Source organism: Nocardioides luti, from assembly GCF_014212315.1.
Taxonomy (GTDB): domain Bacteria; phylum Actinomycetota; class Actinomycetes; order Propionibacteriales; family Nocardioidaceae; genus Nocardioides; species Nocardioides luti.
On the sequence record NZ_JACKXE010000001.1, the window covers coordinates 3,619,090 to 3,644,619 of the forward strand.

Here is a 25,530-nt window from a genome sequence, read left to right on the forward strand (position 1 = left end):
ACCCGACGACCCCGTCCGCGTAGCCGGACGGGGTCGTCGCTCGTTGGAGGGACATGCGACCCTCCACCCCGGCGGCGCTCCTCGCCGCCCTCGTCCTGGCCGTTCCCGTCGCCGCGTCGGCCGCCCCCGCCACGGCGGCCGCGGCCTCGGCGCCCGCCGCGCCGGTCGCGCACCGCGACGTCCGCTGGGCGCCCGCGGACTCCGCGACGATCCACCCCGGCGTGCAGATGTTCACCAAGGGCGCCCAGTGCACCGCCAACTTCGTCTTCACCGACGCGGCGTCGCGGGTCTACGTCGGGTACGCCGCCCACTGCGCCGGCACGGGCACCCAGAGCGACACCAACGGCTGCCGCACCGGCTCGCGCCCGCTCGGCACGCCGGTCCGCTTCGCCACCGGGGCCACGGCCGCCGGCGGCGGGACGACGGTCGGCCGCGGCACCCTGGTCTACAGCTCCTGGACCGCGATGCGCCGGGCCGGCACGACCAACGCGAACGCCTGCGACTTCAACGACCTGGCCCTGGTCCGCGTGGACGCCGACGACGTCGCGAAGGTCAACCCGTCGGTGCCCTTCTGGGGCGGGCCGGTCGCGCTCGCGAAGAGCGACCCCGAGGCCGGCGCCCAGGTCTTCTCCTGGGGCCAGTCGAGCCTGCGTCCCACCACGGTCCTCTCCCCGCGCACCGGTGTCGTCCTGGCCCGCGGGGGCGGCGGCTGGAGCCACGAGGTCTACACCGCGACGCCAGGCATCCCCGGGGACTCCGGCAGCGGCTTCCTCGACGCCGACGGCCGGGCGCTCGGCACGCTCTCGACGATCGCGATCGCCCCGGTGGCGGGCGCGAACGGCGTCGGCGACCTGGCCCGCGAGCTCGCCTTCGCCCGGGACCGGTCGGGCCTCGACGGGCTGCGCCTGGTGCCCGGCACGGAGGCGTTCTCACCGGTCCCGTGACAGTGACCGGTGGCGGGATCGGTGACGGGATCCGTGGCGGGATCTGTGACCGCAGCGTGATCCACCGGGCCGCCCGGCGGGGGTAGGTTCCTCGCTGTGACAGCCGCCGCGCGAACCTCGATCACGGCGGTCGTCGCCGTGGTCGGCGCGGCGCTGGTGGTCATCTTGCTGGTCACCTGGGCGGCCTCGATCGGTCCCGACGCGGTGCTCACCGGCGACGGCCCGGCGACGAACCGGGTCGCGATGCCGACGACCACCCCGCCCACGCTGGTGGGGTCGCCGACCAGCGACATCGACCGGATCCGCGCCACGGCCCAGCCCCGGCACGACCCGGTCCTGACGGTGCTCGCCTACGCGCTCGAGGTCGTCGTCGCGCTGATCGGCCTCGTGCTGCTCTGGCGCCTTCAGCGCTGGGCCCGCGAGACGTTCGACGCCCGGCGGCGCCGGGACCCGCGCCCGGACGAGGTCGACTTCGACGTGCTCGAGGCGCCCGGGGTGATCACCGAGGAGATCCTGCGGGACGCCGACGACCAGCGGGCGCTGCTCGAGGGCGGTCCGGCCGACGACGCCATCATCGAGTGCTGGCACCGCTTCGAGGTCCAGGCCGCCGCGGCCGGCACCTCCCGGCGTACGTGGGAGACGTCCTCGGAGTTCACGCTCCGCATCCTCGAGCTGGTCTCGGCGGACGACCGCGCCGTGACCCGGCTGGCCGGCCTCTACCGCGAGGCCCGCTTCTCCGGCCACCTGATGGGCGAGGACGACCGGGCCGAGGCGCTCGCCGCCCTGGACACCATCCACCGCGGCCTGCGGTCCCTCGCCCGGGGTGGCACGCGGTGATCGGGCGGGTGCCGGCACGCTGGCGGGTCCGCATCGTCGTGGCCGTCGCGCTGTACGCCGTGCTCGAGGTCGTCTTCACGAAGGTCGACTTCGACCCCGACGCGCTGCGCCTGGCCCTCGTCGTGGCGGTCGGCATCGCGCTGTTCGGCGTCGTGCAGGACGCGCTCGGCGACTCCGGCCCCGGCTGGGACGTCGAGCGCGTCAGCACCCCCCTCGCCGAGGGGCTCGACCGGCCGACCGCCCGCTACGTCGGGCTGCTCGAGAGCCACCTGACCTCACGGACGCCGGACGGCGTCCTCGCGGACCGGCTGCGCACGCTCGCCGACACCGTGCTGCGGCAGCGCCACGGCCTCGGCGTCGCCGACCCCGCCGCCCGGGACCTCCTCGGCCCCGAGCTGGGCCGGGTCCTCGACGAACCACCCCGGCGGCTCAGCCGCGACGAGATCGACCGATGCATGACCAGGATCGAGGGACTGTGAGCGACGAGACGACTGTCCGGCTGTCGACGGCGGAGGCGTCCGCGCTGGCCGCGCGGGTGCTGGACGAGGTGGAGCGCGCCGTGGTCGGCAAGCGCGAGGCGCTGATGCTGGTGCTCGCCGCCCTGCTGGCCAAGGGGCACGTGCTCCTCGAGGACTTCCCGGGCCTGGGCAAGACGCTGGCCGCCCGCTCGTTCGCCCAGGCGCTGGGCCTGGACTTCGCGCGGGCCCAGTTCACCCCCGACCTGCTCCCGGCCGACCTCACCGGGTCCTTCCTCTACGACCAGCGGCGCGGCGAGTTCGAGTTCCGCCGCGGCCCGCTCTTCGCCGGGCTGCTGCTCGCCGACGAGATCAACCGGACGCCCCCCAAGACCCAGTCGGCGCTGCTCGAGGCGATGCAGGAGGGGCAGGTGACGGTCGAGGGCGAGACCTTCGCGCTGCCGCGCCCCTTCCACGTGCTCGCGACCGCGAACCCGATCGAGTACGAAGGCACCTACCCCCTGCCCGAGGCGCAGCTCGACCGCTTCCTGCTCCGGGTCAGCTTCGGCTACCCCTCGCGCGACGAGGAGTACACCGTGCTCACCCGCCGGATGGAGCGCCGCCGCGAGGAGGTCACGCTCGACGCGGTCACCGACGGTGCCGGGCTGCTCGCGATCCAGGACGCGGTCGAGGACGTGCGGGTGGACGAGAGCGTCGGGAGGTACGCCGTGGACCTGGTCACCGCGACCCGGACCCACCAGGACGTGCTGACCGGCGCCTCGCCGCGCGGGTCGCTCGGGCTGGTGCTGGCCGCGCGGGCCTTCGCCCTGCTGCGGGGCCGCGACTACGTGATCCCCGAGGACGTGAAGGCGGTCGCCCGCTCCGTCCTCGCCCACCGGATCACCGTGAAGCCGGAGCTCTGGATGACCCAGGTCAGCGGCACCCGCGTGGTCGACGCCGTGCTCGCGCAGGTGGCGACGCCGGCGACCGTCGAGCCCGGTCGGCGCTGACCGTGCAGGACGGGCGGGGCTCGCGGGACGGGCGGACGCGGTGAGGGCGACGGGCTGGCGGGCGACGGCGTCGCACTCCCGGGCGCTGGTCGTCGGCGCGGTGGGGGTGGCCTTCGCCGTGCTCGGCGGCGACCCGGTGCTGATGGTGCTCGCCGGACCGTTCGTGCTGCTCGGCACGCTGGGCCTGCTGCACCGGCCCCGGGTCGAGCCGGTGGCGAGCGTCCGCCTCGACCACACCTCGCTGCACGAGGGACAGGGCACGGTGTCCCGGCTCGTCCTCGAGGACGCCGACGACGTCGAGCAGGTGACCCGGGTGGCCGCCCACGCGGCGTACGTCGCCGTCCACCCGTCCGACGGCAACGTGGCCGGTCTGCTCGCCCACGGGGTGCCGGACCTCGAGATCAGCCCGCGGCGCTGGGGGCGCCGGATGCTCGGTGCCCAGAAGGTCGGCGCGCACACGGCCTGGGCGGGCTACCGCTGGGGGCCGGTCCAGCTGGGCGGGCTCGAGATGCGGGTGCTGCCGCAGTCGTCACCCTTCGACTCGCGCGCCGAGGCGCCGCAGCCGCTCGGCCTGGTGGGCGCGAACCGGTCCTCCCGGATCGGCGGCGGCACGGAGTTCGCCGGGATCCGGCCCTTCATGGCCGGCGACCGGCTGCGCCGGATCAACTGGCGCGTCTCGCTGCGCACGGACTCCCTGCACGTGCAGACCGCCCGGGCCGAGGAGGACAGCGGCGTGCTGCTCGTCGTCGACGCCGGTGGTGACCACGGGGCGTCGGGCGGCGTCGACGGCGCGGCCAGCAGCCTCGACCTGACCCTGCGCGCGGCCGCGGCGATCGCGGAGCACCACGTCCGCCACGGGGACCGGGTGGCGCTGCGGGTGGTCGGCCGCGGGCACGAGCAGGTGGGGTACGGCGCCGGGCGCCGGCACCTGCGCCGGCTGCTCGGGACCCTCGGCGGACTGCGGGTCGGCGAGCCGCACGAGGACGACGAGGCGCTCCAGCTCGGGGTCACGGGCGGGACCGTCGTCATCGTGCTGTCGCCGATGCTCGCGCGCACGATCGGGACCGCGACCGCCGCGCTCGTCCAGCGCGGCCTGCCCGTCCTCGTCATCGACACCCTGCCCGCCGAGGCCACTCCCGTCGTCGCCGCCGGCACCGACCCGCGGCTCGTGCAGCTGGCCTGGCGGATGCGGCGCCTGGAGCGCGAGCAGGTGCTCGCCCGCCTGGCGGCGCTCGGCTGCCCGGTGGTGCCCTGGCGCGGCCCGGGCACGCTCGACGACGTGCTGCGGCGCCTGGCCCGTCGCGCCCAGCTGCCCCGGGTGCGGGTCCGGTGAGGCCGATGGCGCCCGGCCAGTGGTGGCTGCGGGCCGTGATCGCGCTCGGCCCGCCCGCCGCGCTGCTCTGCACGTCCTTCGTCGGGGCGGTCCCGGCCTGGTGGCTGGTGATCCTCGTCGTCGCCCTGTCCCTCGTCTTCGCGGCCGTCCCCGAGGGGCCGGTCGGCACGGTGGCCTTCGTGGTCGTCATCGCCTGGTGGGGGGTCTCGCTGCGCGACGGGCTGCACCCGCAGGCCATCGCGGCCGCCTGCGCGCTCGTCGCCGCGCACGTGGCGGCCGTGCTGGCGTCGTACGGCCCGGCGCTGCTGCAGCCCGACCGCCCCACCGTGCTGCTCTGGGTGCGGCGCGGCTGCCTGGTGGCGCTGGTCGCGCCGCTGGTCTGGGCGCTCGCCGCACTGGTGCGCGACCAGCCGGAGCCGCCCGGGATCTGGGTGGCCGGCCTCGTGGGTGCGCTCGGCGCGGCCGTCGCGGCGAGTGCCGCCCGCGCGGCCGGGGCGGACGACTGATGGCCCGGATCGACCCCGAGGAGTACGCCGAGCACGTGCTGTCCTGCGTCGAGCGGGTGCCCCGCGGAAGGGTCACGACGTACGGCGCGATCGCGGAGGCGGTCGGGGCCGTCCTCGGTGGGGGCGGCCCGCGGCAGGTGGGCTCGGTGATGGCGTCGTACGGCGGCCCGGTGCCCTGGTGGCGCGTCGTCCGCGCCGACGGGTCGCTGCCGCCGAGCCACAGCGACGAGGCACGCCAGGCCTACCTCGAGGAGGGCACGCCGCTGCGGCCGTCCGGCAGCGTCGACATCAAGCGAGCCCTCTGGCGGCCGTGACGTCCCGGCGGTCGCTCAGCTGCGCGCGAGCTCGGCCAACCGCGCCAGCGCCTTCGGGAAGATCTCGGCGGGCGGGGTGACCAGGCCGGCGCCGACCTGGCCGGTGCCGGCGACGCGGCCGGCCATGCCGGTGTTGATCTGGGGCAGGATGCCGGTCCGGCAGACCCGGGTCACGTCGATGCCCGACGGGACGCCCTGGAACTCCAGCACCGGCACCGTCCAGCGGGGGTTCTCGCCGAGGGTGATCTCGTGCATCCGCCGGGTGGTGGCGAGCGCGTCCGGGACGGAGCCGCCGACCAGGCGGACGATCGCGGGGGCGGTCGCCATCGCGAAGCCGCCGATGCCGGCGGTCTCGGTGATCGCCGAGTCGCCGATGTCGGGGTTGGCGTCGTCGGGGCCGTAGGAGCCGAGGTACAGCCCGTCGGCGACCTGGGCCGGCCCGGTGAACCACTCGTCGCCGGTCCCGGCGACCTGGATGCCGAAGTCGGTGCCGTTGCGGGCCATCGCGACGACCATCGTCGAGCCAGGAGTCCCGCGCGCGGCGTCGAGCGCGAGCTTGCAGGCCGGCATGGCGAGGTTGAGGAAGAAGTGGTCGTTGCCGCCGACGAAGCGCAGCACCTCCGCGACGTCGGTCGCGTCCCCGCCCGAGGTGACCAGGGCCGGCGCGAGGTCGCGGAGCAGCATCAGGGTGCCGGCGCGGTTGCGGTTGTGGGCCTCGTCGCCCATCTGCAGCATCTGCGTGAGGATCCCGGTCACGTCGACCGGTCCGGTGCTGTCGCGCACCGTGCGGACGGCGCGCTGCAGCAGCGGGCCCAGCACGTCGCGCATCCAGCCGAGCCGGGTGAGCACCTCGGGGGAGTAGGCGCCGTACCGCAGCACCTTGCCGAGCCCCTCGTTGAGCGAGCAGTGGGTGCGGGCGCCGGTGGCCGGGTCCTCCAGCACGAACATCCACATGCTCGGGGTGACGACGCCGGCCATCGGCCCGACCGTACGGCGCCCGTGGCACGGCTCGAGGGAGACCGACGAGCCGGACTCGAACAGCGCGACGGCGTCCTCGGGGTCCTCGACCAGCCCCTCCAGCGCCGCGCCCGCCATCAGCGCGCCGCGGAGCGGGCCGGACGTGCGGGCCCAGTCGATCGGCGGGCCGGCGTGCAGGAACTCGCCGCGCCCGAGGCCCAGCACCTCGCTCGCAGGGGCCACGTCCACGAGGGTCGCGGTCACGCCGAGCATCGCGGCCAGGGCGCGCTCGTTGGCGTCGCGACGACGGGGGTCGGCGGCCACGGTCGCGAGGTCGGCCTCCGTGCCGGCCATCGGGGGGCGCCAGTCGACGCGGGTGACGTCGACGGCCTGGGCGGCCACGGCGTCGGCGAACAGGTCGGCGCCGGTGGACACCACGTGGGTCGGGGTCGTCATCGCGCGGCCTCCAGGAGCTCGATCGCGCGCCGGGTGGCGTGCGCGTTGGACAGGTGGACCTCGGCGCCCGCGGCCACGAGGGCGCGCACCTGACGCTCGAGGCCCTGCGGGTCGGCGTCGGTGCCGACGACGGCCACGACGACCGGCTGCGGCACGGCCGCGATCGCGGGCGCCAGGAGCGCTGCCGGGTCCGGCTCGGAGCCGTGGCCGAGGACCACGTCGAGCAGCAGGACCCCGGTCGTGGGGTCCGCCCCGGCCCGGGTCAGGTGCTCGAGGCGGAGGGTGGGGTCGATCATCGGGTGGGCGCGACCGGCGGTGTAGGCGTCGTCCCCGAAGTCGACGAACGTGTGGCCGGCGTCCTCGCCGAGCGCCTCCCGGGCGAGGAGCGCGGCCTCGCTGGCGAGGGTGCCGCCGACGAACAGCCCGCGCAGGACCCCGCCCGGCGTCGCGGTGCGCTCCTCCGACGGGGCGCACACCGGCCAGGTCGGGACCTCGCGGCCGAGCCGGGCGAGCACCGCCTCCGCGGCGGCGGTCAGGTCGGGGCGACCCGCGCCGAGCAGCGCCAGCTCGACCGGCGTGCCCAGCGTGGCGGCGTACGACGTCAGCTCGTCGGCCACGTCGTCCGCAGGCGGCTTCGAGACGACCACGACGAGCTCGACGGCCGGATCGGCGTCGAGGCGGCGCAGCGCCTCGCGGGTCGAGGCCCCGCGCACCTCGGCGGACAGGTCGCGACCGCCCACCCCGAGCGCGGAGGAGACGCCGACCCCCGCGTGGTCGAGGAGCGCCAGCAGCTGCTGGGCGCCGGTGCCGGAGGCGGCGACGAGGCCGACCGGCCCGGGGGAGACGGTGTTGGCGAAGCCCAGCCCGAGCCCGCCGACCACGGCGGTGCCGCAGTCCGGGCCCATCACGAGCAGGCCGCGCTCGGCGGCGGTGCGCTTGAGCACCAGCTCCTGCTCGAGCGGGACGTTGTCGCTGAAGACCATCACGTCGCAGCCGGCGTCGAGGGCGTCCATGGCCTCGACGAACGCGCTGGCGCCGGGCACCGACACCAGGACCAGCCCCTCGGGCGCGCCGCGCAGGGCGGTCGCTGTGGTGCGGGGCGGCGCCAGCTCGCCCGACCCGCCGGTGCCGGTCGTGCGCCGGTTGGCGTCGACCAGTGCCCGGTCGACGCCGGCCAGCGCGGCCTCGAGCGCGTCGCCGTCGGCGAGACGGAGGGCGACGACCAGGTCGTTGGTCGTGGCGTGCGCCGGCACCTCGAAGCCCATCTCCGTGAGCACCTCGACGTTGAGGCCGGTGGCCATCGCGACCTGGGCGGCGAGCACCCCGTCGAGCCCCTGCACGGCGCGGCTGACCTGCAGCAGCGTCACCGAGTCGGCGTAGGCGCCCGGGCGCAGCTCGACGTGGGAGAGGGGAGTGGTCATGCGGCGGCTCCGGACGGGTCGGGGGAGGGTGCGGGGACGTGGGCGGCGTCGGTGCGGGCGAGGTCGGCCAGGGCGAGGTGGGCGCCGTGCAGCAGCCCGGCGCCGGACGTGTGCCCGACGGCGAGCAGGGCGGCCGCGGCCGCCGCCTCGCGCGGGGTGCCCAGTGCGACGACGTACGCCGACAGCTCGGGCAGCGCCTCGCCGAGCAGGGCGCACTCCAGCAGGGTCGCGGAGAGCAGCGTGGTGCGCGGCAGGGCCGCGGTGACGGCGGCGTCGACGGCCGGCGTGGCGACGCCCGCGGCGCGGTGCAGGGCGAGCCAGCCGCAGAGGAGGTCGTCCCCGAGCGGGGTGAGGCCCCCGCCGAGGCCGACCAGGCGTGCCGCGCTCGCGGCGTCGATGCGCAGGGCCGGCCCGCCACCGACGAGCTCGGCCACCGGGGCCGGGGGGGTGGCCTGACGGAAGACCGAGCCCGCCGTGTTGCGGAAGGCTCCCTCCGAGTCGGGTCGCGCGACGCGCACGTCGTGGACCCGGCCCACCACCAGCGGCGTCCCGTCGAGGTGGAGAACCCCTCCTCGAAGGTACGCCGATCCGCCGGGGACGTCGACGAGGTCTGGAGTGCTCGACCGGAGCGCGCAGGGGACCTGGGTCGCGCTCGCCGCGACCAGGCCGACGCAGCGGCCGTCGAGGTCGACGTACACCGCGTGCCGGCCCCGGTGCAGCACCCGCCGGGGACCGTCCGGTGCGGCCGCGAGGCGTCGACGGACCCGGTCCGGTGCGCTGACGGCGAGGACCGACGGCGAAGGCATGTGGTCGACGCTAGCGGGAGGGCACTACGGTGCCGATGTGAGGTTGTGCCAACGATGACGCGGACGGAGCGCACATGTTGATAAGCGGGAACGACGCCAGCGCGGCGCTGGCCCGGGTCGACGCGCTGCACACCGGGCTCACCCAGATCGTGCTCGAGGGCGGCAACCTCGACGGGATCGCCGCCGAGGTGGCCCGGGTGCTCGACGTCGGCGTGGTCTTCACCTCCAGCGACGGCCGGCAGCGCGCCGCCGCCGTTTCCGACGACCTGCGCGAGCTGCTCGGCACCGCCGACCTGGTCGACCCCACGGGCCGGCTGCGCGTCGAGCGGATCGGCCAGGACGCGATCCCGATCGGCCCCGGCGAGGTGCGCTGCCTGCGGGTCGCGGCCGGCGGCGTCGACCTGGCCCGGCTGGTCTGCCTGCGGCCCGCCTCGCCGATCTCCTCCGACGACGTGCACGCGCTCGAGCGGGCCGCCGCGGTCGCGGCGCTGCTGATCACCCGCGAGGAGGCCGTCACGGCCGTCGAGAACAAGTACCAGGGCGACTTCCTGCGCGACCTGTTCCTGCGCCGGGCCGGCGGCCTGGCCAACGACCCCGACTACGTCGCCGAGCACGCCGACACCTTCGGCTGGGACCTGCGCCGCCCCGTCGTCGTGGTGGCCGCCGAGATCGACCCGCCGGGCCCCGACGAGGAGCCGGCGACCCGGCTCCAGCGCCGGCACTGGCAGGAGCGCTTCTCCGCGGCCTGGCGCCAGGTCAGCCGGAGCTTCGGCGAGGACATCCCGAGCGTCGACTTCTCCTCCGAGGTGGTCACGCTGCTGCCCCTCGTCGAGGGCGACGACGAGCCGGTGGCCGGCCACGGCGCCGTACGACGGGCCGTCACCGCGGTCTCCGGCGACAAGGGCGGCGGGCGCCGCCCCTTCTCGGTGGGTGTCAGCCGGGTGGCCCACGCCACCGAGGACCTGCCCGAGGCCTACGCGCAGGCCCGCCGCGCGGTCGAGGTCGGCCGCCGGGTGCACGGCGGCGGCTCGACGACGTTCTTCGACCAGCTCGGGCTGCACCGGCTGATCGCGCTGGTGCCCGACGGGGGAGAGCTGCGCTCGTTCACCCGCGACGTGCTCGGCCCGCTCGCCGAGACCACGGCCGAGGCGGCCGACCTGCGCGAGACCCTGCAGGTGCTGCTGGACACGAACTTCAACGTCGCGGAGGCCGCGCGGCTGCAGTTCTTCCACTACAACACGATGCGCTACCGGGTCAGCAAGCTCGAGCGGCTGCTCGGTCCGCTCAGCAGCGACCCGCACCTGCGCCTCGACGTCGCGGTGGCGCTCCGGGTCCTCGAGATCACCGGCTGATCACCGTCCGGTCACCGGCGCGTGACGGCGCGGTGACAGGTCCTGCCTCGCACCGCGGGCCCTCCGCCGCGCGCACAACAGGTGCCAGCCGATCCGGCGTTCCTTCGGCATGTGTCGCCGTCGTGGGTGTGTCATGGAGGTCACTACCTTGTGGATCCTCGGGGCCGCCGCGCTGCACAGAGAAGGGGCTCGTCATGTCGATGTTCAAGTGGGACCTGGTTGATCCGGCTCCCGGTGAGGCCGTCGCGCCGCACCAACGCCTCGCCTGGGGCAAGACCGCCGGACTCGGCGCCCAGCACGTCGTCGCCATGTTCGGCGCGACCTTCGTCTTCCCGCTGGTCATGGGGCTCGACCCCAACCTGGCCATCATGTTCTCCGGGATCTGCACGATCCTGTTCCTGGTCGTCTGCAACAACAAGGTGCCGAGCTACCTCGGCACCAGCGCGTCGTTCGTGGGCGCCGTGGCCGCGATCCGCACCCAGGGCGGCGACTCGGCCGACGTCACCGGCGCGATCATGGTCGCCGGCGTCGTGCTGCTGCTGATCGGCGTGCTCGTCCACTTCTCCGGCGCCGGGCTGATCCACAAGATCCTGCCGCCCGCGGTCACCGGTGCCGTGGTCATGCTGATCGGCTTCAACCTGGCTCCCGTGGTCGCCAACATCTACTGGCCCCAGGACCAGTGGATCGCGCTGCTGACCGCCGCCTTCATGGTCTGTGCGGCGGTGCTGTTCCCCGGCTTCTGGTCGCGGATCGCCGTCTTCCTCGCGCTGATCTTCGGCTACCTGCTGTCCTGGATCGCCGACGCCGTCTTCGGCCAGATCACCGCGGTGACCGGCGCCGGCGACGTGACCACGCACGACCGCGTCTCGTGGGCCGGCGTCAAGGCCGCCGACTGGATCGGCTTCCCCAGCGGCAAGCTGGCCGACGGTGTCTCCGTGGTGCACGGTCCGAGCTTCTCCCTCACGTTCATCCTGCTGGTGCTGCCGGGCGTCATCGCCCTCATCGCCGAGAACACCGGTCACGTGAAGGCCGTCGCCGAGATGACCGGCGAGAACCTGGACCCGTACATGGGCCGCGCCATCGGGGCCGACGGTCTCGCCACGGCGCTGGCCAGCGCCTTCGGCGGCTCGCCGACCACGACGTACGCCGAGAACATCGGCGTCATGGGTGCGACCCGCGTCTACTCGACCGCGGCCTACTACGTCGCCGCCGCGGTCGCGATCCTGCTGGGCCTGTGCCCGAAGTTCGGTGCCATCGTGAGTGCGACCCCCGGCGGCGTTCTCGGTGGGATCACCGTGGTGCTCTACGGCATGATCGGGCTCATCGGCGCCAAGATCTGGGTGGAGAACCGGGTGGACTTCGGCAACCCGGTCAACCTCGTCGGGCTGGCCGCGGGCATCATCGCCGGCATCGGTGGCGTGACGCTGAAGATCACCGACGACTTCTCCCTGAGCGGGATCGCCCTGGGCACGATCCTCGTGATCGTGTTCTTCCACCTCGTCAACCGCGGCGGGCGCGGCACCACCGTGATCGCCGTCGACGACCACACCCAGCCGCGGCCGCAGCAGCGCAAGCACTGAAGGACTGACTGAGCAGTGAAGCCAGCACCGTTCGCCTACCGCCGGCCCGGGTCGCTCGAGGAGGCACTCGAGGCCCTGGCCGGCGAGGCGAACGCGAAGGTGCTGGCCGGCGGCCAGAGCCTGGTCCCGCTGCTGTCGATGCGGCTGGCCGCGCCGGCCCTGCTGGTCGACATCAACGGGCTCCCGGACCTGGCCGCCATCGCCGCCGACGCGACGGGCGTGCGCATCGGGGCGCTCGCCCGGCACGCGGACGTGCTGGCGTCGCCCGACGTACGCCGCGTGCAGCCGCTCGTCCCGCTCGCCCTGGCCCACGTCGCGCACGCCACGATCCGCAACCGCGGCACCACCGTCGGCTCGATCGTGCACGCCGACGCGGCTGCGGAGATGCCGGTCGTGCTGCGCGTGCTCGGCGGCTCGGTCGAGGCGGCCTCCGTCCGTGGGCGGCGCACGATCCCGGCCGAGGAGCTCTTCCTCGGTCCGCTCGAGTCCTCGCTCGCGCACGACGAGGTGGCCGTGTCGGCGCACGTCCCGGCGCTGCCCGTAGGGGCTGGGGTCGCCTTCGACGAGATCGCCCGCCGGCACGGCGACTACGCCCTCGTCGGGGCCGCGGCCCTGGTCGACGGCGACACGGTCCGCGTCGGCTACCTGTCGGTGAACGACGTCCCGACGGTCGTCGACCTGGGCGGGGTGCCGCTCGAGGACGTCGGTGAGGCGGCGCTCGCGCACCTCGAGCCGGTCGGCGACATCCACGCGACGGCGGCCTACCGCGCCCAGCTGGTCCGGGTGCTCACCGAGCGCGTCGTGCGGGCGGCGTACGCCATGGCCGGACAGGAAGGACCCGCATGACCGAGGAGCTGCACGAGGTCTCGCTGACCGTCAACGGCACCCACCACGAGCTCCGGGTGCCGGCGCGCCGGCTGCTGTCCGACGCGCTGCGCCACGACCTGGCGCTGACCGGCACCCACGTCGGCTGCGAGCACGGCGTCTGCGGCGCCTGCACGATCCTGGTCGACGGACGACCCACCCGGGCCTGCCTGATGTTCGCGGTCTCCGCGGTCGGCACCGAGATCACGACCGTCGAGGGGCTCACCAACCCCGACGGCTCGCTCGGCCACGTGCAGCAGGCCTTCGCGGAGTGCCACGGGCTGCAGTGCGGCTTCTGCACCCCCGGCTTCCTCACCACGATCACCGCCGGGCTGCGCGACAACCCCACCCCCACGCACGAGGAGTGCCGCGACATGATCGCCGGCAACCTGTGCCGCTGCACCGGCTACCAGAACATCGTCAAGGCCGTGGAGCGCGCGGCCGAGCTGGGTCTCGATACGGTCGCTGCGCGACCTACTCGACCGACGAACGATCCCGCTGCGCGACCTACTCGACCGACGAGCGATCCCGCTGCGCGACCTACTCGACCGACGAGCGAGCCGACGAACGGTGGGGAGGCGTCGTGACCGGGAAGCTGATGGGCACGAGGGTCCAGCGCACCGAGGACCAGCGGTTCCTGCGCGGCCTCGGCCGCTACGTCGACGACGTCGGCGTCGACGGCCACACGCAGATGCTGCACGCCGCGGTGCTGCGCTCGCCGCACGCGCACGCGCGGATCGTCGACATCGACGTCGACGAGGTGCTCGACCTCGAGGGCGTGCACGCGGTGTGGACGCACGAGGACCTCACCGGTCCGATGGCCGAGCCGCTGCCGCTGCTGATTCCGCACCCGGCGCTGACCCACGGCCGCACGCAGTACGCCCTGGCCAAGGACGAGGTGAACCACGTCGGTGAGGCGATCGCGTTCGTCGTCGCGGACGACCGCTACGTCGCCGAGGACGCCGTCGACCGGATCCGGGTGACCTACGACTTCCTGAAGCCGGTCGTCGGCATCGAGGCGGCCCGCGCGGCGACGGACCTCGTGCACGACGACGTGCCCGGCAACGTCGGGGCCCGGCTCGAGCAGAACGTCGGCGACGCCCCCGCGGCGATCGCGGCCGCCCCGCACCGCCTCGAGCTGGACCTGACCATCGAGCGCAGCGCCTGCATGCCGATGGAGGGCCGCGGCACCGTCGCCCGCTGGGACGCCGACCTCGACCGGCTGCAGGTGTGGACCTCCACGCAGACCTCGACCGGGGTCCGGGCCGCGGTCGCGGTGAAGATGGGCCTCGACCTCGGCCAGGTCGACGTGATCACCCCCGACGTCGGCGGCGGCTTCGGCGTGAAGATCAACCACCCGTGGCCCGAGGAGCTGCTCGTGCCGATGGCCGCCCGGGCCCTGGGCCGGACGGTGAAGTTCACCGAGGACCGCCGCGAGCACTTCATCTCCTCCGCGCACGAGCGTGGCCAGGTCCACCACGTCGAGGTCGGCTTCGACGACGACGGGCGCCTGCTCGGCCTGAGCGTCGACTTCTGGCACGACCACGGCGCCTACACGCCGTACGGCCTGATCGTCCCGATCATCACCTCGACCCAGCTGCTCGGCCCGTACAAGCCGCAGAACTACCGCGTCGTCTTCGAGTCGCTCTACACCAACACCGTGATGGTCACGCCCTACCGCGGCGCCGGCCGCCCCCAGGGCTGCTACACGATGGAGCGCACGATGGACGCCATCGCGCAGTACCTCGGCAAGGACCGCGCCGAGGTCCGCTCGGTCAACTTCATCCAGCCCGACGAGTTCCCCTACGACCAGGGGCTGGTCTTCCAGGACGGCCGCGAACTCGAGTACGACTCCGGCGACTACCCGGCCTCGCTCGAGAAGATCAAGGCACTCGTCGGGTGGGACGACTTCCCGACGTTCAAGAAGGCGATGGCGGCCGCCGGCCGCACCGTCGGCATCGGGCTCGCGTGCTACGTCGAGGGCACCGGCGTCGGGCCCTACGAGGGCGCGCACGTGCACATCGAGACGTCCGGCAAGGTCAAGGTCGCGACCGGCCTCACCACGCAGGGGCAGGGGCACGCCACGGTCTTCGCCCAGCTCGTCGCCGACGAGCTCGGCTGCCGCTTCGAGGACGTCGAGGTCGTCACCGGCGACACCCGCCGGATGCCGTACGCCGTCGGCACGTTCGCCTCGCGCGCCGCCGTGATGAGCGGCTCGGCGATCCACCTCGCGGCGAAGCGGGCGAAGGAGAAGGCGCTCAAGATCGCGGCCGACGCGCTCGAGGCCGACCCGTCCGACCTGCAGATCGTCGACGGCGTCGTCTCGGTGAAGGGCTCGCCCGGCACCGCGATCGACCTCGGCACCGTCTCGGTCCTGTCGAACCCGCTCCGCTACGCGTTCGACGAGGCCTCCAAGGCGGCCACCCAGTTCTCCGTCGGCGACCCCGGCAAGCCGCCGGTGCCGGAGGACGAGGAGCCCGGCCTCGAGGGCAAGGACTTCTACTCGCCCGAGCGGGCGACGTTCGCCTCGGGCATGCACGCGGTGATCGTCGAGACCGACCCGCTGACGGCCGAGATCACGATCCTGAAGTACGCCGTCGTCCACGACTGCGGCCACCTGATCAACCCGATGATCGTCGAGGGCCAGATCCACGGCGGCGTGGCGCAGGGGATCGGCGGCGCGCTCTACGAGCGGATGGCCTACGACGAGTCCGGGCAGCTGCTCAACGCGTCGTTCATGGACTTCCTGATGCCCTACGTCACCGAGATCCCCGACGGCATCGCGATCGACCACCTCGAGACGCCCTCGCCCCTGAACCCGCTCGGCATCAAGGGCGCGGGGGAGGCCGGGGTGATCCCGTCCGCGGCGGTCTTCGCCGCCGCGATCGAGGACGCCGAGGGCCTCCCGATCACCGCCATGCCGATCTCGCCGTCGGAGCTGTTCGAGCTGCGCCGGCACCACGCCGTACCGTCCGAAGGGACCCCCTGATGAAGTTCACCGGTGACGCCACCCTGCACGCGCCCGTCGAGAAGGTCTGGGACGCGCTGCTCGACCCGGCCGTCCTGGTCCGCACCATCCCCGGCTGCGAGCGGATGGAGGCGACCGGCGAGAACGCCTACGCGATGACGGTCACCGCCGGCGTCGCAGCGATCCGGGGGACGTACGCCGGGTCCTGCGCCCTCTCCGACCTGGCCCCGCACCGCTCACTCGTGATGCGGCTCCAGGGCGCCGGCGCCCCCGGCACGATCGGCGCCGACGTGGCGGTCGGCTTCGCCGACGCCGGCGACGGCACCACGCTGGTGACCTACGACGCCGACGCGGTCGTCGGCGGCATGGTCGGCGGCGTCGGCCAGCGGATGCTCACCAGCGTCACCAAGCGGATGGCCGGCGAGTTCTTCGGCAACGTCGACGCCGTCCTGACCGGCACCCCCGGTGCGCCCGAGCAGGTCTCGGTCACCGAGACCTCCGACGGCGCGGCGGTCTTCACCGCGCCGGCTCCGGTGGGTGGTGCGACTGCCGTCGGCTCCCGCGACGACTTCGTGAAGGGGATCGTCGTCGGCGCCGGGCTGGTGCTGCTCGGTGTGGTCGCCGGGTCGGTGTCCGGGCGGCGGCGGTGAGGGGCGGCGATTTCCCCGGATATCCGGGGAATTTGGCGCTTTCCATGGGTTGCAACACCCGGAAAGTGCCAGTTTCCCCCGGGAGGACGCGCGGATGACCGACCTGACGGCCGACAGCACCGCCCGCGACATGGTCGCCGCGGTGGCGGCGAAGGCCGTGTCGGCGCGCGAGCTGCTGGAGCTCCACCTGGCCCGGATCGCCGAGCGCAACCCCGAGCTCAACGCGATCGTCAGCCTCGACGAGGAGCGGGCCCGGGCGGGCGCCGCGGCCGCGGACGAGCACCTCGCCCAGGGGAACGAGCCCGGCCCCCTCCACGGGCTGCCGTTCGCCTTCAAGGACACCCACCAGGTCGCGGGCTGGCGGACGACGTACGGCTCCCCGCTGCTCGCCGACAACGTCCCCGACGCCGACGAGCTGCTCGTCGAGCGGGTACGCCGCGCGGGCGTCGTCGTGGTCGGCCGCACCAACGTCCCGGAGTTCGCCGCCGGGTCGCACACCTTCAACCGGGTCTTCGGCACCACCCTCAACCCCGTCGACCCCACCCGCTCCGCCGGCGGCTCCAGCGGGGGAGCGGCCTGCGCCCTGGCGTCCGGGATGGTGCCGCTCGCGGAGGGCTCCGACATGGGCGGCTCGCTGCGCAACCCGGCGTCGTTCTGCGGGGTCGTCGGTCTGCGTCCGAGCCTCGGCCGGGTGCCCGAGTGGCCGCTCTACAACCAGTGGGAGACGACCTCGACCGGCGGCCCGATGGCGCGCAACGTCGGCGACCTCGCGCTGCTCCTCTCCGTGCTCGCCGGGCCCGACCCGCGCACCCCCCACGCGCTCGGCGACCCCGGCGCCGCGTTCGCGCCCCCCGTCACCGGCACCCTGGCCGGCCTCCGCGTCGCGCTGTCGACCGACCTCGGCGGTGCCTTCGAGGTCGACCACGACGTCGCGGACGTCGTCCGTGCGTCCGGCGACGTCCTCGGCGACGGCGGGGCCGCGGTCACGGCGGCCCACCCCGATCTCGCCGAGGCCGAGGACACCTTCCGCACCCTGCGGGCCTGGCACCTGCAGGCCAAGCTCGGCCCGCTGCTCGCGCAGCACCCTGACGGGTTCAAGCAGTCGCTGGAGGACAACATCCGGCTGGGCGAGTCCCTGACCGGCGCCGACGTCGCCCGCGCCTACACCCAGCGCACCGCGCTGTCGGAGCGGATGCGCCTCTTCTTCGAGGAGTACGACGTCCTCGTGCTGCCCGCGGCGCAGGTCCCGCCCTTCCCGGCGGACCAGGAGTTCCCGACCGCGATCAACGGCCGGCCGATGACGACCTACCTGGACTGGATGCGGGCGGCGTACCTCATCACCGTCACCGGGTGCCCCGCGATCTCGGTCCCCGCCGGCACCACGCCGGAGGGGCTGCCGGTCGGGCTGCAGATCGTCGCGGCGCACGGGCGGGACCGGTTCCTGCTCGAGGTGGCGGCGGCGTTCGAGGCGGCGGTCGGCGGCGCCGGGTAGAAAAGGCGCCATGGGTCTGCGCTGGTACTCCACCGTCCTCGACTGCCGCGATGTCGTCGCCCAGGGGCGGTGGTGGGCCGAGACACTCGGTTGGCAGGTGGTGCACGCGAGCGACGACGAGGTGGTGCTGGTCCCGGCCCACGTCACCCCGGAGCTGGTCCGGGACACGCCGTGGGAGCAGGTCGGGCCCGGTCTCGTGCTGGTGCCGGTCGCGGAGGGCAAGCAGGTCAAGAACCGCCTCCACCTCGACCTCGCACCGCACACCTCGGACGACCGCGACGCCCTCGTCGCGGGCCTGGTCGCCCGCGGCGCCACCCTCGCGCAGGTGGGCCAGCCCGTCGACGCGCCGTGGACGGTGCTGCTCGATCCCGAGGGCAACGAGTTCTGCGTCCTGTCCTCGCGCGAGCGGTGAGCGGTCACCCGATCGGGTGATTTGCGGACGCCGTACGCCCGATTCCGAGCGGCGTCGGTCACGATCTGGGTCATTGCGTGCAGGGGGCGCCGCGCGCCCGGCTATGTTCCTCAGGTGAGCGACCTCTTCCGCCATGCGGGCACCCTGCGGGCGGACTACGACGCCGTCGACTGGTCAGCGACCACGCTCGGCCCCGTGGACGGGTGGGCCCCCGAGCTCCGCTCCGCGGTCGACCTCATGCTCAACTCGCGCTTCCCGATCACGCTGCTGTGGGGGCGTGACCTGGTCCTGGTCTACAACGAGGCCTACACCGAGCTGATCGGTGACAAGCACCCCGCCGCCCTCGGCGCCCGCACCGAGGACGTCTTCCCCGAGGCCTGGGACGTCATCGGCCCGATGCTGCACGGCGTGCTGGACGGTGAGGGCCCGACCTGGGTCGAGAGCGCGCCGCTGCCGCTGGAGCGCAAGGGCTTCCTGGAGGAGTGCTTCTTCACCTTCGCCTACTCCCCGGTCCACGACGCCTCCGGCGCGGTGACCGGCATCATCGACATCTCGACGGAGACCACCAGCCAGGTGATCGTCGCGCGCCGGCTCCAGCTGCTCACCCGCCTGGCCGCCGAGCTCGCCGCGGTCGAGCACGTCGACGACGTCCCGCGCCGGGCGGTCGAGGTGCTGCGCAGCGTCCCGGACGACCTCCCGGCCGTCGACGTCCGGCTGCGCGGCCTGCCCCTCGCGAGCACCGGGCTCCCGCTGCGGCCCCGCCACGGGCTGTCGATCTCCGACACCCTGGTCGAGGAGACGGAGGAGGGCCGGATCGCCTGGGTGCCCCTGACGCCCAGCGAGCCCGTCGTCGGCCGGTCCCTCCTCGTGGCGCGCCTGAGCGACCGGCTCGCCCCCGACCAGGGCTACCTCGACTTCCTCGTGCTCGTCGCCGCCAGCATCACCCAGGCCATGGACCGGGTGGCCGCCCGCGAGGCCGAACGCACCCTGTCCGAGGCCCTGCAGCGCAGCCTGCTCACGCAGCCGCCCGGCGCCGGGGACCTCGTCGTCGCCGTGCGCTACCAGCCGGCGGCCGAGTTGGCCCAGGTCGGCGGGGACTGGTACGACGCCTTCCTGCTGCCCGACGGCTCGCTCACCATGGTGGTCGGCGACGTGGCCGGCCACGACCAGGACGCGGCCGCCTCGATGGGGCAGCTGCGCAACCTCGTCCGCGGCGTGGCCTACAGCCTCCAGGAGACGCCCTCGCGGGTGCTCTCCGGGCTCGACCACGCCATGGACGGGCTCGCCGTCGACGTCGTCGCGACCGCCGTGCTGGCCCAGCTGGCCCCGGCCGTCGCCGGGCAGGACGGCCTCACGCTCAGCTGGTCCAACGCCGGCCACCCGCCGCCGGTGCTGCTGGCCGCCGACGGGTCCGCCCGGCTGCTCGAGACGACGCCCGACCTCCTGCTCGGGCTGCAGGCCGACACCAGCCGCTCCGACCACACGCTCGCGCTGGCCCCGGGCGACTCGCTGGTGATCTACACCGACGGACTCGTCGAGCGCCGCGGCGTACCCCTCCAGGAGAGCCTGGACTGGCTGCTCGGCGTCCTCGAGGGGCGCCAGTCGCTGCCGCCCGAGGAGCTCTGCAACCACCTGCTCGGCCAGCTCGACGGCCGCGGCGAGGACGACGTCGCCCTGCTCGTGGTCCGCTCCGCCGCCGCCTGACAGGTCCCGTCGCGTCTCCACAGGGGGACCGCTGTCCTGTTGAGAAAGCGGCGTCTCCTGTGGAGGGACGACGGTGTTCTGTGGAGAGCGGACCCACTTCCGGTGGAACCAGGGGAATGTTCCGCGAAACCCTTGCGCGGGCCCGTCGCATCGACGTAGAACTTCTCCCACGCAGTCCCTCCGGGGAGTGCGGGACAGCTCGGAGACGAGGGTCCGTACGGCGGGGCAACCCGCCGCGGCAGCAGGGTGACGAGGCTGCCGGGGCCGGAGTGGAGGAGCAGTCGATCGGGAGCGTCACCGGACCGGTCAACCTGAGGGGCCCTTGCGACTCATACTCGCGAGGGCCCCTCGCCCATTTCCCCGGGGCGCTGGACCCACGCGTCGGGCGCTGCTCCCGCTCGCCGTCGGGATCGGGGAGACTGGTCCGGTGTCCGTGATGTACGCAGTCGTCCACTCCGTCGTGGCGCCGTTGGCCCGGGCCGTCTGGCGCCCGGACGTGACGGGCCTGGAGCACGTACCCGCGACCGGCGGGGTGATCCTCGCCAGCAACCACCTCTCGTTCGCCGACTCGGTGGTGATCCCGTGCGTCGTCCCGCGGCGGGTGGCCTTCCTGGCGAAGTCGGACTACTTCACCGGCAGCGGCGTCAAGGGCGCCCTCACCCGGGCGTGGTTCGAGGGCATCGGCATGCTCCCCGTGGACCGCGACGACAGCAAGGCGGCGATCGCGTCCCTCGACACCGCGCTGCAGGTCCTCGGCCGGGGCGAGGCGTTCGGCATCTACCCCGAGGGCACCCGCTCGCGTGACGGGCGGCTCTACCGCGGCCGCACCGGCGTCGCCCACCTGGCGCTGACGGCAGGCGTCCCCGTCGTACCCGTCGGGCTGCGGGGCACCGAGAAGCTCCAGCCGGTCGGCTCGAGCCGGCCCCGGATCGTGCCGGTCTCCGTGGCGTTCGGTCCGCCGATCCAGGTCGCCGGCCGCTTCGAGGGCGTCCCGCTCGGCCGGGCCCGCCGCGAGGTCACCGACGAGATCATGACCGCCATCCAGGCCCTCTCCGGCCAGCCCGAGGCCGGCATCTACAACGAGCGCGCCCCCGACGCCTGATCGCCGAGTCGGCGCATCTGCACACGCACGGTGTCGAGTCGGCGCGTCTGCCGATGCCGACACGCGGGCAGGCGGCCGACCCGCTGGCAGAGATTGCCGACAAACCGGGGTTCCGTCGGCAGATCGTGCCGTGGCTCGCGGGTCGGCGTACCGCTTGAATCGTGGTCATGGCTCGCAGCATCCGCATCGGCATCGACACCGGCGGCACCTTCACGGACGTGGTCGCCTTCGACGAGGAGTCCGGGCGGCTGGTGACCACCAAGACGCCCTCGACGCCGGCCGATCCCGCGGACGGGTTCATGGCCGGCATCGACAAGGTGCTGGGCCTGCTCGGCCTCCCCGAGGGCGACGGCGACGCGATCGCGGCGGTCAGCCACGGCACCACCGTCGCGACCAACCAGCTCCTCGAGGGCAAGGTCGACCGGCTCGGGTTCGTGACGACGACCGGCTACGAGGCGATGCTCGAGATCGCCCGGCAGTCGGTCCCGGACGGCTACGGCAACTCCTACTTCTGGGTGAAGCCCGACCGGATCGTGCCGCGGCACCTGGTCAAGGGCGTCGAGGGTCGGCTCGACTTCTCCGGCGCTGAGGTCCGCCCGTTCGACGAGGAGGGCGCCCGCGCGGTCGCCCGCTGGTTCCGCGACCAGGGCATCTCGACGCTGGGCGTGTGCTTCCTGCATGCCTACGCCAACCCCGAGCACGAGGAGCGGATGCGCGCGGTGCTCGCCGAGGAGCACCCCGACGCCGTGGTGTCGCTGTCGAGCGAGGTGCTCCGCGAGTACCGCGAGTACGAACGCGCCATGACCACGCTCGTCGACGCCGCCGTGAAGCCGCGCCTGTCGGCGTACGTCACGAACATCAAGGACCGGCTGGCGGCGTACGCCGGGGAGCGCCGGGTGCCGTTCTACGTGATGAAGTCCAACGGCGGGGTCCTGTCGGCCGACGAGGTCGTGCACCAGCCGATCACCACCGTGCTGTCCGGCCCCGCGGCCGGCGCGCTCGGTGCCGCGCTGATCGCCCAGGTCGCCGGCTTCGACCGCGTCCTGACCAGCGACGGCGGGGGCACCTCGACCGACGTTTCCGTCGTGATCGGCGGCGAGCCCACGCTGACGACCGAGGGCTCGGTCGGCGCCTTCCCGTCGAAGATCCCGATGATCGACGTCGTGACGGTCGGTGCCGGCGGCGGCTCGATCGCCTGGCTCTCGCCCGAGGGCACGCTCAAGGTGGGGCCGCAGTCGGCGGGCGCCGACCCGGGTCCGCTCTGCTACGGCAAGGGCGGCACCGAGGTGACCATCACCGACGCGCACGTCGTGCTCGGCCGGATCCCCCCGCACCTGCTCGGCGGCGAGATCCCGCTCGACGTCGACGCCGCCCGCGCCGGCATCGAGGCGCTCGCGAAGGAGCTCGGGCTGACCCCGGAGGCGTGCGCCACGGGGGTCCTCGAGATCTCCGCGTGGAACCAGGCCAACGCGCTGCGCCAGGTCACCGTCAAGCGCGGCCTCGACGTCCGCGACTTCACGCTCACGACGTTCGGCGGGTCCGGCTCGCTGCTGCTGTGCCGGCTCATGGACGTGCTCGGCATCCCCACCGTCCTGGTCCCGCCCAACCCCGGCAACGTGTCGGCGTTCGGCCTGCTCACCGTCGACGTGAAGAACGACTACGTCCAGACGCACGTCGCGCTCGCGGACGCCCTCGACCCGGCGGACGTGGCCGGACGGTACGACGCCCTCGCGGCCCAGGCGCGCGACGCCCTCGTCAAGGAGGGGTTCGCCGCGGAGCAGCACCAGTTCGTGCGGACGGCCGACCTGCGCTACTTCGGCCAGGCCTACGAGGTCCGCGTGCCCGTCCCCGACGGCCCGATGGACCAGGGCACGCTCGAGACCGTGGCCGGGCACTTCCACGCGGCCCACACCGGGCTCTACGGCTACGACTTCGCCGGCGACCCCAGCCAGCAGGTCGAGTGGGTGAACCTGCGCGTCTCCGGGATCGGGCCGATCCAGCGGCCGGAGATCCAGCGGCACGAGATCCAGCAGCAGGAGCCAGGTGGTTTCGAGACAGGCGCCAGGGCGCCTTCCTCAACCACCGGTGGGGCCCCGACCCGGCCGGTCTGCTTCGACGCCGCCGAGGGGTACGTCGCCACGCCGCTGCACCAGCGCAGCGACCTGCGTCCGGGCGTCACCATCGAGGGGCCGGCGGTGATCGAGGAGTTCGGCTCGACGGTCCCGCTGCACCCGGGCTTCACGGCCCGCGTCGACGAGTACCTCAACATCATCGTGACCCGCGCCGCCGCGCCGAGCACCGAGCAGAGCCAGGAGCAGAGCTGATGTGCACGAGTTCCGTCGGCGCCACCGCGACGACCCCGGTCACGACCCCGACCGACACGACCAGCCGGCGGGCGCCCACGCAGTTCCCCTTCGGCCACCTGACCGGCGACGCCGGCGCGAGTGCCGACCCGGTGCTGGTCGAGATCGTCCAGGGCTCGCTGGCGAGCGTCGAGATGGAGGTCGAGACGGCCATCGGCCGGACCAGCCGCAGCCCGATGATCCGCGACGCGCACGACTTCCGCGCCGGCATCCACGACCGGCTGCTGCGGAAGCTGACGGGCCGCTCGTACTCCGCCCTCGTCCACCCGGTCGCCCGCGACTTCCCGATCGAGGAGATGCGCGAGGGCGACGTCTTCTTCCACAACGACGTCTACCGCTCCGAGGGCGGCATCGGGCACCTGCCCGACCTGTGCGTGACGGTGCCGGTCTTCGCCGGGCCCGAGGGCGAGCGCCGGGTCGTCGCCTTCGTGCAGGCCTTCGGCCACCACGACGACATCGGGGGAGCGGTGCCCGGCTCGATGCCGAGCCACGCGACCAGCGTCTTCGAGGAGGGCCTGATGGTCCCCCCGATCCGGCTCTGGGACGCCGGCGTCCCGAACCGCGCCGCCCTGTCGATCATGACCCGCAACTCCCGGATGCCCGAGTCGCTCGCGGCGGACCTGGACGCCGAGTGCTCGGCCTGCCTGATGGGCGCACGCCGCCTCGGCGAGCTCTTCGACCGGTACGGCGTCGACGTGGTCGAGTCCTGCTTCGACGCGATCATCGACCGGACGACCACGACGTACCGCCGCGAGATCCTGAGCCAGATCCCGGTCGGCGAATGGGTCTGGGAGGACTACGCCGAGCACGACGGCGTCGACGAGCCGATGCTGCACACGCAGCGCATCACGCTGACCCGCACGGCCGCCGACGACCCGGACGGCGAGCGGCTGGTGCTCGACTTCGGCGGCACGTCGCCGCAGGCGAAGGGCCCGATCAACCACTGCGGCGACTACAGCGACGGCGTCTTCCTCAAGAAGTGGCTGGCGCCGATCCTGCGCAACCTCGCCGAGAGCCCGGAGCGGATGGCCGAGCTCGACGTCAACGAGGGCATCGTGCCGCTGATCGAGATGCGCTTCCCGCCGCCCGGCACGCTGCTCACCCCGGTCTTCCCGGCGCCCACCAACGCCCGCACGTTCGTGATCCTGCGGCTCCTCGGCGTGCTGGCCGGCGTGGTCGCCAAGGCGGTCGACGGCCGGATGCCGGCCGACCAGGAGACGATCCGCTACACCGGCGTGTACGGCGACGACCTCGACGGCCGGCCGTACCTCATGCGCGAGGTGCTCGGCGGCGGCTCCGGCGGCCGCTACTACGCCGACGGCGAGGACACCATCCACGTGGTGCCCGACTCGCGGAACCTCCCGTCGGAGTTCACCGAGGCGCGCTTCCCGTTCCGCGTCGAGTCGCTCGGCCTGGCCATGGACTCCGGCGGCGCCGGGAAGTTCCGCGGCGGGCTGGGATACGAGAAGCAGATCCGGATGCTGAAGGACGCCCACTTCATGTCGATCGCGGACCGCTCGATCCTGGCCTGCTGGGGCGTCAAGGGCGGCCTGGCCGGCCAGCCGTTCGAGGTCACCATCGACCCCGGCGGCCCGGCCGAGCGGCAGGTCGACGCGCTCGCCGACGACGAGCCGCTCAAGGCCGGCGAGCTGATCCGGATCCGCACCACCGGGGGCGGCGGCTGGGGCTCGCCGCTGGAGCGCGACCCGTCGCTCGTCGTGCGTGACGTGGTCTGGCGCAAGGTGTCGCCCGAGGCCGCGCTCACGGCGTACGGCGTGGTGCTGACCGGCTCGCTCGACGACGACAGCCTCGGCTTCGACGAGGCCGCGACTAATGCCGAGCGGGCCGGGCGACCGGCCGCGAGCGAGGCGTTCTTCGACCGGGGACCGGGCTACGCCCGGCTCGCCGGGGGCGCGGCGTTCGCCGACGTCGACCTGGTCTGAGGCCCCGCTGGTGATGCGGTTTGGTCACCAACCGCACGATGAGGGGGCCGCGACCTGCGGT

22 protein-coding genes are annotated in these 25,530 nt (G+C 74.0%); 19 read left to right on the plus strand and 3 right to left on the minus strand.

What is annotated here, in order from left to right; translation table 11 throughout:
- Positions 1–53 precede the first annotated feature (53 nt).
- The 7 genes from H5V45_RS17175 (at position 54) to H5V45_RS17205 (ending at position 5,399) form a co-directional block, all read left to right on the plus strand.
- Entirely contained in the window at positions 54–944 is an 891-nt protein-coding gene (locus H5V45_RS17175) for a trypsin-like peptidase domain-containing protein (protein WP_185254055.1), read from the plus strand.
- A 96-nt stretch (positions 945–1,040) separates the two neighbouring features.
- Positions 1,041–1,781, plus strand: a complete 741-nt coding sequence (locus H5V45_RS17180; RefSeq protein WP_185254056.1) for a DUF4129 domain-containing protein — start codon at positions 1,041–1,043, stop codon at positions 1,779–1,781.
- An 8-nt stretch (positions 1,782–1,789) separates the two neighbouring features.
- Positions 1,790–2,260: a hypothetical protein gene (locus tag H5V45_RS17185; protein ID WP_185254057.1), complete on the plus strand. Its 471-nt coding sequence runs from the start codon at positions 1,790–1,792 to the stop codon at positions 2,258–2,260.
- Positions 2,233–3,246 (plus strand): AAA family ATPase, encoded by a 1,014-nt coding sequence (locus H5V45_RS17190; protein WP_185254058.1) that lies wholly within the window; start codon positions 2,233–2,235, stop codon positions 3,244–3,246. The genes H5V45_RS17185 and H5V45_RS17190 overlap by 28 nt, the downstream gene beginning before the upstream one ends.
- 40 nt (positions 3,247–3,286) lie before the next feature.
- Positions 3,287–4,579: a DUF58 domain-containing protein gene (locus H5V45_RS22750; protein ID WP_185254059.1), complete on the plus strand. Its 1,293-nt coding sequence runs from the start codon at positions 3,287–3,289 to the stop codon at positions 4,577–4,579.
- Between the two features lie 5 nt (positions 4,580–4,584).
- Complete coding sequence (locus H5V45_RS17200) at positions 4,585–5,085, plus strand: hypothetical protein (RefSeq protein ID WP_185254060.1); 501 nt, start codon at positions 4,585–4,587, stop codon at positions 5,083–5,085.
- Positions 5,085–5,399: an MGMT family protein gene (locus H5V45_RS17205; RefSeq protein ID WP_185254061.1), complete on the plus strand. Its 315-nt coding sequence runs from the start codon at positions 5,085–5,087 to the stop codon at positions 5,397–5,399. Before H5V45_RS17200 ends, H5V45_RS17205 begins: the two co-directional genes overlap by 1 nt.
- A gap of 15 nt (positions 5,400–5,414) precedes the next feature.
- Here the strand turns inward: H5V45_RS17205 and H5V45_RS17210 are convergent, their stop codons facing one another.
- The 3 genes from H5V45_RS17210 to H5V45_RS17220 are packed head-to-tail and all read right to left on the minus strand — an operon-like array spanning position 5,415 to position 9,039.
- A complete protein-coding gene (locus H5V45_RS17210; RefSeq protein ID WP_185254062.1) occupies positions 5,415–6,812 on the minus strand; it encodes a YlbE family protein in 1,398 nt (465 codons plus the stop codon).
- The gene (locus H5V45_RS17215; RefSeq protein WP_185254063.1) at positions 6,809–8,233 is read right to left on the minus strand and encodes an AllF/FdrA family protein; all 1,425 of its coding nucleotides are present in this window, start codon (positions 8,231–8,233) and stop codon (positions 6,809–6,811) included. Before H5V45_RS17215 ends, H5V45_RS17210 begins: the two co-directional genes overlap by 4 nt.
- Positions 8,230–9,039 carry an oxamate carbamoyltransferase subunit AllH family protein gene (locus tag H5V45_RS17220; RefSeq protein ID WP_185254064.1) on the minus strand — a complete coding sequence of 270 codons (810 nt, stop codon included), beginning with the start codon at positions 9,037–9,039 and terminating at the stop codon, positions 8,230–8,232. Before H5V45_RS17220 ends, H5V45_RS17215 begins: the two co-directional genes overlap by 4 nt.
- Before the next feature lie 74 nt (positions 9,040–9,113).
- Between H5V45_RS17220 and H5V45_RS17225 the strand changes: the two genes are divergently transcribed.
- The 12 genes from H5V45_RS17225 (at position 9,114) to H5V45_RS17280 (ending at position 25,469) form a co-directional block, all read left to right on the plus strand.
- Positions 9,114–10,391 carry a PucR family transcriptional regulator gene (locus tag H5V45_RS17225; protein ID WP_185254065.1) on the plus strand — a complete coding sequence of 426 codons (1,278 nt, stop codon included), beginning with the start codon at positions 9,114–9,116 and terminating at the stop codon, positions 10,389–10,391.
- Between the two features lie 194 nt (positions 10,392–10,585).
- Complete coding sequence (locus H5V45_RS17230) at positions 10,586–11,971, plus strand: uracil-xanthine permease family protein (protein ID WP_221634042.1); 1,386 nt, start codon at positions 10,586–10,588, stop codon at positions 11,969–11,971.
- Positions 11,972–11,986: 15 nt separating this feature from the next.
- Positions 11,987–12,817, plus strand: coding sequence for an FAD binding domain-containing protein (locus H5V45_RS17235; RefSeq protein WP_185254066.1), 831 nt, complete (start codon positions 11,987–11,989; stop codon positions 12,815–12,817).
- The gene (locus tag H5V45_RS17240; RefSeq protein ID WP_185254067.1) at positions 12,814–13,422 is read left to right on the plus strand and encodes a (2Fe-2S)-binding protein; all 609 of its coding nucleotides are present in this window, start codon (positions 12,814–12,816) and stop codon (positions 13,420–13,422) included. Before H5V45_RS17235 ends, H5V45_RS17240 begins: the two co-directional genes overlap by 4 nt.
- Positions 13,419–15,824 (plus strand): aerobic carbon-monoxide dehydrogenase large subunit, encoded by a 2,406-nt coding sequence (gene cutA, locus H5V45_RS17245; protein WP_185254068.1) that lies wholly within the window; start codon positions 13,419–13,421, stop codon positions 15,822–15,824. Before H5V45_RS17240 ends, cutA begins: the two co-directional genes overlap by 4 nt.
- A complete protein-coding gene (locus H5V45_RS17250) occupies positions 15,824–16,453 on the plus strand; it encodes an SRPBCC family protein (RefSeq protein ID WP_185254069.1) in 630 nt (209 codons plus the stop codon). The genes cutA and H5V45_RS17250 overlap by 1 nt, the downstream gene beginning before the upstream one ends.
- A 94-nt stretch (positions 16,454–16,547) precedes the next feature.
- Entirely contained in the window at positions 16,548–17,945 is a 1,398-nt protein-coding gene (locus H5V45_RS17255) for an amidase (protein ID WP_185254070.1), read from the plus strand.
- 10 nt (positions 17,946–17,955) lie between these two features.
- Entirely contained in the window at positions 17,956–18,357 is a 402-nt protein-coding gene (locus H5V45_RS17260; protein ID WP_185254071.1) for a VOC family protein, read from the plus strand.
- Between the two features lie 114 nt (positions 18,358–18,471).
- Entirely contained in the window at positions 18,472–20,061 is a 1,590-nt protein-coding gene (locus H5V45_RS17265; protein WP_185254072.1) for a SpoIIE family protein phosphatase, read from the plus strand.
- Positions 20,062–20,497: 436 nt separating this feature from the next.
- The gene (locus H5V45_RS17270; protein WP_185254717.1) at positions 20,498–21,163 is read left to right on the plus strand and encodes a lysophospholipid acyltransferase family protein; all 666 of its coding nucleotides are present in this window, start codon (positions 20,498–20,500) and stop codon (positions 21,161–21,163) included.
- 167 nt (positions 21,164–21,330) lie between these two features.
- Complete coding sequence (locus H5V45_RS17275) at positions 21,331–23,487, plus strand: hydantoinase/oxoprolinase family protein (protein ID WP_185254073.1); 2,157 nt, start codon at positions 21,331–21,333, stop codon at positions 23,485–23,487.
- The gene (locus H5V45_RS17280) at positions 23,487–25,469 is read left to right on the plus strand and encodes a hydantoinase B/oxoprolinase family protein (protein WP_246415917.1); all 1,983 of its coding nucleotides are present in this window, start codon (positions 23,487–23,489) and stop codon (positions 25,467–25,469) included. The genes H5V45_RS17275 and H5V45_RS17280 overlap by 1 nt, the downstream gene beginning before the upstream one ends.
- Positions 25,470–25,530: the final 61 nt, after the last annotated feature.